The sequence below is a fragment of the Joostella sp. CR20 genome (assembly GCF_038433465.1).
Classification (GTDB): Bacteria; Bacteroidota; Bacteroidia; order Flavobacteriales; family Flavobacteriaceae; genus Galbibacter.
The window spans coordinates 233,571-246,250 of sequence record NZ_JAESVF010000003.1 but is presented as its reverse complement, the minus strand read 5'-3'; the positions used below and the strand labels follow the sequence as shown (position 1 = coordinate 246,250).

The following is a 12,680-nucleotide window of genomic DNA, read 5'->3' as shown; positions in this document are numbered from 1 at the left end:
TTTGAAATTTATATATTAGTTAAACCAAACAGTAAAATTTTATTAATCATGAAAAAAAATTATGTGATTACCGTATTTGCTTTAATAGCATTTGTATGTGTTTCTAATGCTCAAGATTTTAAATTTGGAGCTAAGGCAGGTCTAAACTTTGCAAATTTAAGAGGGGATGAAGTTGAGGATTTAGATAGCAGGACTTCAATTCATTTTGGAGCTGTTGCTGAATTTCCAATTTCTGAAAAATTTTCAATCCAACCAGAAATCATGTATTCTGCTCAGGGAGCTAAGGGAGAAGAAGATGCTTCAGATTATAGTGATTTATTATCTGGAGATATTGACTTAGTCGCTAAGTTTAATAATTTAAATATTCCATTAATGGCAAAATATTATGTCGCTGATGGTTTTAGTATTCAGGCAGGACCGCAAATAGGATTTCTATTGAAGGCAGAAAGCGAAGCAGAAACAGGAGATTTCTCTGCTAGTGAAGATATTAAAGATAATTTTAAAACTCTTGACTTTGGTTTGAATTTTGGTCTAGGTTATCAACTAAAAAATGGACTTTTCTTTGATGGTCGTTACAATTTAGGTTTAACAAACATAGCAGATTATGAAGAAGGTGATGGGGATGTTAAAAACGGAGTATTTCAATTATCTGTTGGATACTTCTTTTAATTGAACAGATTATTAGTATAAAATGAACGGGAGTAATTGCTCCCGTTTTTTTATGATTAATTTTTTACTTTTACTGAAAATAATACTATGCGACTAATCATCATAAACGGACCAAATTTAAATTTGCTAGGAAAACGTGAACCAGAAATATACGGTTCGCAAACATTTGAAGATTATTTACAATTACTTCAGCAGAAATTTAAAGATATTTCAATTGAATATTACCAATCTAATGTAGAAGGCGAATTGATAAACAAATTACATGAAGTAGGGTTTGATTACGATGGTATTATTCTTAATGCGGGTGCTTATACGCATACATCTATCGGTATTGGAGATGCCATAAAAGGGATTACTACGCCTGTTGTTGAGGTGCATATTTCTAACACTTTTGGTAGAGAAGCCTTTCGTCATCAGTCGTATATTTCTCTAAATGCAAAAGGTGTTATTTTGGGTTTTGGTATGCAAAGCTATGACTTAGCAGTTCAGAGTTTTTTATAGTATTATTGTGTAATCGTTGAATTGTTTAACTGTTAAGTTGATTTTTGTCATATCGAGGCGAAGTCGAGATATCACATTTAGTTTAACTATTTAATCATACCCTTTCTACTCCGCCTATTTGCTGACAAAGGCAGGCTCGAGGTAACAGCAGAAGAATTGTGGAAACGGATTAAAGATAAACAATTGTTAATGTGCTGAATTGCATAATTTTTAAATCTTTCAATCTTTTAATTTTTAATAGTTTTATCAACTATCAACTACCATCTAACTATGCCTCATAAAACATATTTTAACTGGAGTACAGGAAAAGACAGTGCGTTGGCTTTGTACAAAATGTTATCGCAAAATGAGTTTACAATCCAAAGTTTGGTAACCACCATAAACACAGATTTAGATAGAGTTTCGATGCACGGACTTCGAAATGAACTACTTTTCAAACAAGCTTAGTGTATCGGGATTCCGTTAAAAACAATAGCGCTTTCTGGAAATGTTTCGATGTCTGCCTATGACGATGCTATGAAAAAAACAATACAAACTCTAAAAGCGGAAGGTTATACACATACTGTTTTTGGAGATATTTTTTTAGAAGATTTAAAAGCGTATCGAGTAGAAAGGTTAAGAGAAGTAGGCATTAAAGCCGAATTTCCCCTTTGGAAGCAAGACACAAAAGAGTTGTTGTTAGAATTTATCGATTTAGGATTTAAAGCAATAACGGTGTGTGTGAATGCAAAGTTGTTGGGCGAATCGTTTGTGGGAAGAATTTTAGACAAACAATTTTTATCCGATTTACCTGAAGGTGTAGACCCTTGCGGAGAGAATGGAGAGTTCCATACTTTTGTTTTTGATGGTCCTATCTTCAATTCTCCAGTAGATTTTAAACTAGGAGAGAAGGTATTAAAACAGTACAAGCCTACAGATGATAGTGAAGACCAATGCTTCAAAGACGCTGATAGTCAACAGTGGGATACCGCTTTTTGGTATTGCGATTTGTTGGTTCCGTAGAAAAATAAAATAATAAAAAATGCCTCGTAAAAATTACGAGGCATGGAATAAAATCTATAAATGAAAACGATAATTAAGTAAATGAAAAGTTTATAGATTTTTTAAAACTTGTATCCAACTCCAACTTGGAATGTATGGTTTTTAAACTCAGTTCCAGAAGGAAGATTATCTTCTTGAGCAATATTTGTTACCCCAAGGTTGTAACGCCCGTCAAAGAAAAGTCCGTTATTAAACTCATATCCTAAACCAAAGTTTACTCCAAAGTTTACATCGGTAATATATTCGTTAATGTTTACAGTTTCGTCGTATACTGTATAACCGTTGTTACCAGCTTCAACTCTTTGCTCTGCATTTAATAAGAAACCAATTTGTGGACCAACTTGTACATTTAATCCGTTGTAGATTTCGTATTTAAACATAACAGGTACATTTAAGTACTCCAATCTCATTGTGTATTCTTCAGATGTAACACCTGCAGCATCAAAAGTTTTGAATGTTTCGTGTGCTCCTTGAGAAGAATATAAAACCTCTGGTTGAATAGAGATTCTGTCTGTTAATCCAAATTCAGCAAAAACACCTCCGTAAAGACCAACACGGTAGTTGTCAATTCCGCCATTGTCTCCACTTAAGTTTGAAAAGTTTGTACCACCTTTCACACCATAACTAATTTCTTGTGCATATGTTGTAGTTGCAAATCCTAGTGCCGCTACAGCGATAAAAAATAATTTCTTCATGTTCAATATTTTTTAAATTCGGATGCAAATATATGTAGAATAAAATCTACAAACACAAAGAAAGTAGTCTATTTTTTAAGGTAAAGGATGGAGGTTGTTGTCATTCAGACTTTTATAAAAATAATTTAACATTTTTGAAATGACTTCGGAAATGTGTTTTGAAGAAAAAATTTAGATTATTGTCAAAAAAAACGGTGTTTACTATTTTGTAAACACCGTTTTTATATTGTTTAAAGAGTATTCTTATAAGTGAATTACCTCTCCGTATGCTTCAGCAACTGCTTCCATAACAGCTTCACTCATTGTTGGATGCGGATGCACTGCTTTTAAAATTTCGTGCCCAGTAGTTTCTAATTTTCTAGCAACTACAGCTTCAGCAATCATATCGGTAACACCAGCGCCAATCATATGGCAACCAAGCCACTCACCGTATTTTGCGTCAAAAATAACTTTAACAAAACCGTCTGCATTTCCTCCAGCTTTTGCTTTACCACTAGCAGAAAATGGGAATTTACCAACTTTAAGTTCGTATCCTTTTTCTTTGGCTTGCTTTTCTGTAAGACCAACCGATGCAATTTCTGGCATTGCGTATGTACATCCTGGAATGTTTCCGTAATCTAAAGGCTCTACATGCATTCCTGCAATTTTTTCAACACATAAAATTCCTTCCGCAGAAGCAACGTGCGCTAAAGCTTGACCAGGTGTAACATCTCCAATAGCGTAATAACCAGGTATGTTTGTTTGGTAGTAATCGTTTACCAATATTTTATCGCGGTCGGTAGCAATTCCAACATTTTCTAAACCAATGTTCTCAATGTTAGTTTTAATTCCTACAGCCGATAAAACTATGTCTGCTTCTAAAACTTCTTCACCTTTGCTAGTTTTAATAGTAGCTTTTACGCCACTTCCAGAAGTATCAACTTTGGTAACTTCTGCCGAAGTTTTAATTTTTACACCTGCTTTTTTAAAGCTACGCTCTAATTGTTTAGAAACGTCTTCATCTTCAACAGGAACAATGTTTGGTAGGTATTCTACTACAGTAACTTCGGTTCCCATAGAGTTGTAGAAGTAAGCAAACTCAATCCCGATAGCTCCAGAACCTACAACAATCATTTTCTTTGGTTGCTTAGGGAGCGTCATCGCCTCGCGGTAACCAATTACTTTTTTACCATCTTGAGGAAGACTTGGTAATTCTCTAGAGCGTGCTCCTGTAGCAATAATAATGTGGTCGGCACTATACTCGGTAGTTTTTCCGTCTTTATCTTTTACATCGATTTTCTTTCCAGATTTTAAAGTTCCAAATCCTTCAAGTACATCAATTTTATTTTTCTTCATCAAGAACTGAACACCTTTGCTCATTCCTTCAGCAACATTTCGACTTCTCTTTACAACAGCGTCAAAATCCTTATCAACATCTTTTACCTTGATACCGTAATCGTCAGCATGTTTTAAGTATTCAAATACTTGAGCCGATTTTAAAAGGGCTTTCGTTGGGATACACCCCCAGTTTAAACATACACCTCCAAGGTTCTCTTTTTCAACAACAGCAGTTTTAAAACCGAGTTGCGATGCGCGAATGGCAGTAACGTAGCCACCAGGACCACTACCTAAAACGATTACATCGTATTTACTCATATCGTAGATTTTTTGTTTATCTAAAATTTTGCGGTTACGAAGTTACGGAATAACTTTCTAAAGGGTAAATTTTTTTAAGTTTTTGGACACTTCATCACAAACCAATTAAAATCGTGATAGTTGGTTGGTTAATTTATGGTAGAAATCCAAACCGACCTATTTAAAAAGTTTTGGAAATCAAGGAAGCAGTAATGGGAGAAAGATAAAAAGTTGTTTGAGCGAAGCGAGTTCTTTTTATCTGTGGCGGTTGTTTCCGTAGATTTTTTCATGCTTTTTAAATCAGTCTTGACTTTTTTGTTTCGTTTTTGTGTCAAGACAAAAATGAAAACATTATAAAAAGAAAAAGATTTAAAGTTTCATTTTTAATGAATTGAGGTTGATCATGAAACCCTTCATTCTGTTAAAATTTCTTCAAAACATCCTTAACAAAAACCTAAAATCAGTTTTTACATTTTATTTATCGCTTATTTTCGACTTTAAACAATACTTTATGAAGCACTTATACTTTTTTTTATTTTGTTATTTAAGTTCAATGTCGCTGTTTTCGCAACATACTTTTGAAGGGAAAATTATAGATTCGGTTTCCAAAGAGCCAATTCCGTTTGCCACGGTTTCTTTAAACAATGAAAATGGAGTGATTTCAACAGAAACTGGAGATTTTGTTTTGAATGTCGACCAAGATTTTAAGCCCACCGATTCGATTTTTATAAGTTGTTTGGGGTTTAAAGAAAAACATTTCTCGGCGTTAAATTTTTCTGCGGAAGTAATTGCTTTGGAAGTAAACGAAATAGAACTAGATGAAGTAATTGTACTGAATAAAACGTACACAGTTGACGAAATTATTGAAAAAGTGCAGGATAGTTTAAACAAAAATTACGATACCGATTTTGTGGAGCAACGCATGTTTTTTAGAACGTCTGATTATACCAATGTGTTGGATAAAAATGTAAAGATTAAGGAGAGTTCTATTCCAGAAATTAATCAGCAATTTACCGACAGTATTTTGAGCGCACTGCCCAATAAATCGTCGTATCATACCGAAATTTTGGCAGATATGTATGTGAAATTGGAAGAAGAAAATCAGCAATTAAAATTGGCTATTGTAAGAGCTTCCGAGTTGTATGATAAAAATAACGAACTGTCTTTTAAAGGAGTGGAAGAAAAGTTGCAACGCATCATGCGAAAGCACGTAAAACGCGATTCGTATTTTAAAATTAAATCGGGAATTATAGGCGCCAAATCCGATATAGATTCGTCATTCTTTGAAGATGAATCTTTAGATACGTTGGTAGCACATCAGCAGGAAAAAGAACAAAAACGCAAAGAAAATTTTTTGAAATACAGAACAGGCTATTTACAAAATGTACTTCGTAAAAACTTTGTTTACGAGGATAGCGATTTAAACTTTATTCACAAAGATAGAAAGTACGATTTTAATCTAGACGATGTTGTGTATGTAAACAGAAACTTGGTGTATAAAATAAGTTTTCAACCAAGTGGCGGTGCCGATTTTAAAGGAGTTATGTATGTAAATGCCGACGATTTTGCAGTGATTCGGTTGGATTATGAAAATGTAAAACCCTTAAAAAAAGTAAACCTTTTTGGGATTTCCTACCTCGATTATCTTTTAAAAGGCACTTTTCTGTATGAAAAAAATGCAAGAGGTAAATACAGCCTTAAATATGTAGAAGAAACAAGCGCCGAGAAAATAGGTTTTGATAGACCGTTGTCCATCATCGAAAAGAATAAAAATGTAAAAGGGCGACGCAAGCAAAACGAAGTGGCTACACATGTAGATTTTACGTTAGAGAATGTAATAAAAAATGAGTTGGTAGTTTTTAATACTGAAAATTTATCGGAGGAAACTTTTGAAAACTTTACTCCAGAGCCAAATATCATTCCAACCTATTTACCTAATTACGATGCGTCTTTTTGGGAGGGGTATAATATTTTGCCTCCAAACGAAGCAATTAAAAAATTTAAGAGTTTAGATGAATAAAATTCAGTACCTTTATACAAGAATTCCCTCTTTCCTCTTAGAAATAATAATCATTCAAACAAACTTAAAAAATAAAGCAATGCACTTGGTGTAGCTATATGCTATGACATGTATTGCTTTTAGTTCAGTTGTATACTGAAAACATTTTCCTTGTGGAAAAAAAACAAAACAAAATTTAATTAAAATTGAATTTATGACTAAAAAAATTATTTGTATTTGCATGCTTGCCCTAACGATGGTACATGCGGTAACAGCCAAAGATTTTTATGAAAATCAACCAAGTGCGGTGCAAAATTATGGCGGAATTGTTTGGTACAATTTGGTAACTCCAAACATTGAGGCTTCCAAAACTTTTTATGCCAAAATTTGTAATTGGACATTTAAAGACATCAGTTTAAACGGACAAAACCTAAGTATTATCAGTAACAATGGGAAGCCAATTGGCAGTATGATTGAAATTAAAAATGCCGATGCTTCTACATGGATTGCTTCCGTAAAAACAAGCGATATCGACGCATCGATTAAAAATTTTAAAGCACAAGGCGGACGTGTGATTATCGATAAGTTTACGATTGGTCAATATGTTGGAGAACAAGCAATTTTAGAAGGACCATTGGGAGAGAAGTTTTCATTTATCCAAACTGCCAATCCTGCAATGTCGTTATTAGAAAATACTGAAGGAAAATGGATTTGGGAAGAATTATGGAGTTCAGATGTAGATACGAGTATTAATTTTTACACTAAGGTACTTCAGTTAGATGCTACCTTAACAAAAGATGATAACCGACTTTATTGGGTATTTAAAAATAGTAATGACGAAAGTGTAGCCGGAATGATGAAAAATCCGTTAGAAGGAGCAACTTCACAATGGGTTCCTTACATCAAAATATCTGATATTAACGGGACTTATACAAAGCTTCAGCAAACCGATGCTCATGTGTATATCAAGCCAGATGTTAATGTTAGACAAGGAACAATTATAGTTTTTGAAGACCCGCACGGAGCAACTGTTTGTATACAAAACTATACTAAATAGTAGCTTTTTTCAGAAATAAAAACGATACAATTAGAGTTAAAATATAAATATTCAATCTGACTTTTAAAATATTACAGATGAAAAAAAGATATAAGTTTATTGCAATTATAGTAATGATAATTAGCGTCGTTACAATTACATCGTGTGCAAATGCGCACATTTCTAGTCACGCTGGAGTAGACGTAGTTTGGGGTTCTCACGGCCCAAGAGTAGTTCCTAGTATGGGAATAGACGTTTACGGAGGCGGAAGACGTTAACAAAAAGATATATCAAAAACCACCACAATACACCATAAATTAAATAGTAATGAAATATATAAATTTGAATTATGGACATAAAAAATGTTACAGTAGCAGGAAGTGGTGTGTTAGGTTATCAAATTGCTTTTCAAGCAGCCTTTAAAGGTTTTAAAGTAATTATTTACGACATAAACGATGAGGTAATTGAAAGAGCAAAAGCTAAATTTAATAATTTAAGAGAATCTTATAAAAAAGACATTAACGCAACTGATGAGCAGCTAGATCAAACGTATAGCAATTTAAGTTATACTTCTGATTTAGCAGCATCGGTAGCAGATGCCGATTTATTGGTTGAAGCGGTTCCTGAAAATGTAAATATTAAATTAGAATTTTACGAGAAGCTCTCAAAAGTTGCTCCAGAGAAAACAATATTTGTTTCAAATTCATCAACTTTGGTTCCAAGTACATTTGCTGAGGCAACGGGAAGACCAACTCGATTTTTAAACTTACACTTTGCCAATTTAATTTGGATTCATAATACGGCGGAGGTTATGGGACACCCAGGAACCGACCCAAAAATCTATGATGAAATTGTAGATTTTGCCAAAGCATTAGGAATGGTTATTATTCCGTTGCAAAAAGAACAACCAGGGTATATTTTAAACACATTATTGGTGCCGTTATTTACGTCGGCTGCGAATTTGGTTTCTAAAAATATTACCGATCATGAAAGTATTGACAAAACATGGATGGTTGGAACAGGAGCGCCACTTGGACCGATAGCAATTTTAGATATTATTGGAATTAAAACGGCGTATAATATTATTAAAATGAATGGTGAAGTTAGTAAAAACCAAGAGTTATTAGACTTGGCAGATTATTTACAGGAGAACTTTATCGATAAAGGAAAATTAGGAACATCTACAGGAGAAGGATTTTACAAGTATCCAAACCCAGCATATCAAGAAAAAGATTTTTTAAAGTAGCATGATAAATCTGTTTCCAAAAACAAAGGCTAGTAAATTTACTAGCCTTTGTTTTTTAATTGAATATCCGTAATATACCACACCAAGATTAAAATGTCAGGTCGAGCCTGCCTTTGTCGGCAGACAGGCGGAGTCGAGACCCTATTTAAAGCTGTTATGTCAAATGATCTCTCGACTTCGCTCGAGGTGACAGTGCATTATGACAGATTGCGGACAATCTTATTTTTTATTGAAAAGGTATCCATTTAATGGATATAAAAATATCAAAAAGAATATAATTCCGAAGGCTAGTTCGTACACTTCCCATTTTCTATCCGCAGGAATAATAGCCACCAAAATAGTAGAAATTATAAAAGCTATTGTTTGATGCCACTTTACAACAGGCACTGCAAAATTATCTGCTAGATTTTTAACCCATTCCATTTTTCGATACATAATTGGTAGTGCAATTAAATAAATAACCATTGCAACCATTAGTAACTGACTAAAAATTATTTTATTTACCTTTTTACCTCCAACCACTAAGTTGTGTAAATTGGTTTCTTTTTGTGCGTTGTTTTGTAAAAAATACTCTCCCGATTCGATGCCGAAAATACGTTGTCCCCACGAAATTTCTTCACCAGCGCCAAAAAAGAAAAGAATAGCAAAAAGTAAAACACCTATCTTCCAAGTAGTCGATTTTCCTTTACTAATGCTAAACAGTCGGTAAAAACAAAGTAAACTAACGCAAAGTAGCATAATAGCGGTACCAGTTTCTACAGTTTTATCTTCTGCAGTAAAAACATTATTAAAGTAATCGACGTTTGTAAAGCCTAAATACAAACTGAAAATAAAAACAACGGCTAAAAAGGCGTAGCCCAATTTTTCGGTTTTGTTAATACTCATTTGTTATTTTTTTTTTGATGATATAATAATTGCTCGTAAGTCTGTTTTTGTATGCTTTGTCAGATGGATTTGCAGTGTAGTTAATGTCAAAAGTTTCCACAAATTCTATCTGATGTGTTTTGCCAAAGATACGGTTTAATTTTTCTTCGTTTTCATGGTTGGTTAAAATTCCGAATTCATTTTCCGAAGGGAAATTAATAACCTTATGATGTTCTATTTCTGGAGCTGCATGGCCCAAATGCCAAATCATTTCTGGAGCTGGCTCGCCAAGTGAATATAATTTTAATGAAGTTTGAAGCTTGTCAATATTGTTAAAATTTTCATTTTTGTTAAAAGTATTCGCTAACGGAAAACCAAAAACCATAACAGCCATGATAAAAGCAATGGTTAAGTAAAATACATTTTCAAGCTGTTTCTTCCGAAGAAAATAAAACATAAAAAAAACAATAGCAAAAAGCGCTACGGAAATCAGTATAAAACTTAAATAATACCCATCTAATTTGTCTTTTAAGAAGATAAAACCGCCAACAGGAAATACAATCCCAATAAGTGCTATAAGTCCAAAGTTAAAATACACAGGAGCTTTTTCTCCCTTGGTGAAAGTTTTAAAATTATTAGTAATGTATTCGATATAAAAAGCGGTGTTTAGAGCCATCGGAATGAGAACTGGTAATAAGTATCTCGATTTTTTTTCAGGAATGATAGATAGTAAAACAACTGCGGCAATAGTCCAAGTGAAAGTGAAAATGTAGCCTTGTTTATTACTCACTTTATTTTTTAAATACGGAAATAATAATGCAACAAAAGCAGGGATTGTCCAGATGCCACTTTGTGTGAAAAAACTCCAGTAATAATAAAATGGTCTAACATTGTAGCTTGTCCAATTTGCGGCTTCTTCTGTGGCGATATCTAAAAACGATTTTGGATCGGCGTAACGTACATAAACAAACCACGAACCACCGATTATGAGTCCGATTACAAGGGTTAAAATAAAAGGTAAAATACGATTTCGTTTTACATCTTTTCGGTATGCAACTCCAACTGCAATTAAAAATGGAAGCCATAATGCGTATAACGAAACTGGACCTTTACTTAAAAAAGAAGCTCCAAAAAATACGCCAGCAATTATGGTATTGAACCACAACTTATTATTTTCTTTCAGCATTTTTAGCGTGTAATAAATACTTACAACCATAAAACTGTGCGTGAAAATATCCCATTGTCCATTTCTTCCAGAAAAAATAATATAGAATGACGTTGGAAGAATAAGCGCCGTGTAAAAGCTTAGTTTTTTATTGCTGAAAAGTAGCATTGATATTTTATAGGTAAAATATACCAATAAAATGGCAACTAATGCTGCAGGTAATCGGAGACCAAATAAGTTGTGAACCCCAAATAAAGCTGCGCTAATGGCAGTTAACCATGTTGGTAAAGGCGGTTTTTCATACCTCGGAAAATCGTTCATGGTGGTAAGAATCCAATTTTGATTTACGAGCATCTCTCGAGCGGTTACAAAATTTCTAGCTTCCATAATGTTAACATAAATAACATCGAGATTAGCTAAAAATATAGCTGCACAAACAAGCAGAAAACTTTTTACAGGGTGTTTTTCGATAAACTCAATCATGTTGCTTTTTTAAAATAAATAAATTTCGCGCATAAATAATTGTCCCTAAAGAATGTCCAACCAACAAAACAGGGTCTTTCCTGAAAATAGCATAGCTTAAAATCAACAAAGCACCTATTAAACTTAATAACCAAAAGCCTGCGGGTAGTGTAGATTCTTTTCTTTTTTCTGAATATAACCACTGGTAAATAAAACGAAACGTAAACAATACCTGCGCTACAATACCTAGAATTAACAACCAAAACGGAATGTTTTCGTTTTTAAAAAGGTCGTCTATATCGTACACATTATTATTGTATCCATACACAACAATGATGATTGGAAATACAAATAAAAAAATGCGTAATAACAAGGGTGCTTTTTGCCATTCTCCTTGTAATTGTAGGTTTCTAATGTATATAAAATAGGTAAGTATTTGCCCAAGCATTATTGCAAAGTCGTCGCGAAGCCAACCGTATACAAAAAGTAAAAAGGAAGCAAATAAACTAAGCTTCCAAAACAAAGATGGGGTTAATACTTTTTTGCTTTTCTCGGAGCTTATCCATTGGTAAATTAATCTTCCAGAGAAAAGTATTTGTGCCAAAAAACCAATGGAATATATTGCCCAATTTGCCATTTATCCTTTTTTAGCAATGGTGTAATTAATATATTTTTTCTTCATCCATAAATAGGCAAAACAATCTTGAAGCGGACCAATAAGTCGGTTCCAAAACCCAAATTTTGCTGTTCCTGCAATTCGAGGAAAATGCTGTACAGGAATTTGAATAATTTTTCCTTCTTGCAATAAAATCATGGCAGGTAAAAAACGGTGTAAGCCTTTAAACATAGGAATTCGTTTGGCATAATCAGTTTTTATAACCTTTAATGGGCAACCGGTGTCGTCCATTCCGTCGTGTGTAAAAGCACGTCTAATTCCGTTTGCAATGGTAGAAGACATATTCTTTACAAACGAATCTTTTCTGTTGGCACGTACTCCAGTTACCAAATCGTATGCTTCGATATGCTCAAGTAAGAGGTTGAAATCTTCTGGAGCTGTTTGTAAATCGGAGTCGATATACCCCAAAAGCGGAGTTTCCACATGATCAAATCCAGCTTTAATAGCAGCACTCAATCCTCGGTTTTCTAAAAAAGAAATATACTCGAAGTTTGGAGAACGCTTACAAATAGTTTCAATAAGTTCCTGACTTTTGTCTTTAGAACCATCATTTACAAAAAGAACTTTGGTAGGTTTTGCAGCAATCTCAAAGTATTTATTAAACTCTTTTTCAACCCTTTCTAGGTTGTCTTCCTCGTTGTAAACAGGCACAATTATCGTAAACTCGTAACTCATATATTAAAAACTATTATGGTTTGCTTTTTACAAACTA

Annotated in this window: 12 protein-coding genes and 1 pseudogene; 7 read left to right on the top strand and 6 right to left on the bottom strand. The window is 33.6% G+C overall.

Going from position 1 to position 12,680, the window contains the following annotated elements:
- The first annotated feature begins 48 nt into the window (after positions 1–48).
- From JMA43_RS06940 to JMA43_RS06930, 3 genes and pseudogenes are all read left to right on the top strand, one after another.
- Positions 49–669, top strand: coding sequence for a porin family protein (locus JMA43_RS06940; RefSeq protein ID WP_342155758.1), 621 nt, complete (start codon positions 49–51; stop codon positions 667–669).
- Between the two features lie 87 nt (positions 670–756).
- The gene (aroQ, locus tag JMA43_RS06935; protein ID WP_342155757.1) at positions 757–1,170 is read left to right on the top strand and encodes a type II 3-dehydroquinate dehydratase; all 414 of its coding nucleotides are present in this window, start codon (positions 757–759) and stop codon (positions 1,168–1,170) included.
- 270 nt (positions 1,171–1,440) lie between these two features.
- A pseudogene (locus JMA43_RS06930) lies at positions 1,441–2,172 on the top strand (Dph6-related ATP pyrophosphatase).
- Between the two features lie 101 nt (positions 2,173–2,273).
- Here the strand turns inward: JMA43_RS06930 and JMA43_RS06925 are convergent.
- Both JMA43_RS06925 and lpdA read right to left on the bottom strand, forming a co-directional pair.
- Positions 2,274–2,906, bottom strand: a complete 633-nt coding sequence (locus tag JMA43_RS06925; RefSeq protein ID WP_342155756.1) for a porin family protein — start codon at positions 2,904–2,906, stop codon at positions 2,274–2,276.
- Positions 2,907–3,149: 243 nt separating this feature from the next.
- Entirely contained in the window at positions 3,150–4,541 is a 1,392-nt protein-coding gene (gene lpdA / locus JMA43_RS06920) for a dihydrolipoyl dehydrogenase (protein ID WP_342155755.1), read from the bottom strand.
- 490 nt (positions 4,542–5,031) lie between these two features.
- Between lpdA and JMA43_RS06915 the strand changes: the two genes are divergently transcribed.
- From JMA43_RS06915 to JMA43_RS06900, 4 genes are all read left to right on the top strand, one after another.
- The gene (locus JMA43_RS06915) at positions 5,032–6,540 is read left to right on the top strand and encodes a carboxypeptidase-like regulatory domain-containing protein (RefSeq protein WP_342155753.1); all 1,509 of its coding nucleotides are present in this window, start codon (positions 5,032–5,034) and stop codon (positions 6,538–6,540) included.
- Positions 6,541–6,733: 193 nt separating this feature from the next.
- Positions 6,734–7,576 carry a VOC family protein gene (locus JMA43_RS06910; RefSeq protein WP_342155752.1) on the top strand — a complete coding sequence of 281 codons (843 nt, stop codon included), beginning with the start codon at positions 6,734–6,736 and terminating at the stop codon, positions 7,574–7,576.
- Positions 7,577–7,653: 77 nt separating this feature from the next.
- On the top strand, positions 7,654–7,833 hold the full coding sequence (locus tag JMA43_RS06905) for a hypothetical protein (RefSeq protein ID WP_342155751.1): 180 nt from the start codon (positions 7,654–7,656) through the stop codon (positions 7,831–7,833).
- A gap of 71 nt (positions 7,834–7,904) precedes the next feature.
- Positions 7,905–8,801: a 3-hydroxyacyl-CoA dehydrogenase gene (locus JMA43_RS06900; protein ID WP_342155750.1), complete on the top strand. Its 897-nt coding sequence runs from the start codon at positions 7,905–7,907 to the stop codon at positions 8,799–8,801.
- 219 nt (positions 8,802–9,020) lie between these two features.
- Here the strand turns inward: JMA43_RS06900 and JMA43_RS06895 are convergent, their stop codons facing one another.
- The 4 genes from JMA43_RS06895 to JMA43_RS06880 are packed head-to-tail and all read right to left on the bottom strand — an operon-like array spanning position 9,021 to position 12,643.
- Positions 9,021–9,686 (bottom strand): hypothetical protein, encoded by a 666-nt coding sequence (locus JMA43_RS06895; RefSeq protein ID WP_342155749.1) that lies wholly within the window; start codon positions 9,684–9,686, stop codon positions 9,021–9,023.
- A complete protein-coding gene (locus JMA43_RS06890; RefSeq protein ID WP_342155748.1) occupies positions 9,676–11,313 on the bottom strand; it encodes an ArnT family glycosyltransferase in 1,638 nt (545 codons plus the stop codon). Before JMA43_RS06890 ends, JMA43_RS06895 begins: the two co-directional genes overlap by 11 nt.
- Complete coding sequence (locus JMA43_RS06885; protein WP_342155747.1) at positions 11,306–11,929, bottom strand: lipid-A-disaccharide synthase N-terminal domain-containing protein; 624 nt, start codon at positions 11,927–11,929, stop codon at positions 11,306–11,308. The genes JMA43_RS06890 and JMA43_RS06885 overlap by 8 nt, the downstream gene beginning before the upstream one ends.
- The gene (locus JMA43_RS06880; protein ID WP_342155746.1) at positions 11,930–12,643 is read right to left on the bottom strand and encodes a glycosyltransferase; all 714 of its coding nucleotides are present in this window, start codon (positions 12,641–12,643) and stop codon (positions 11,930–11,932) included.
- Between the last annotated feature and the right edge of the window lie 37 nt (positions 12,644–12,680).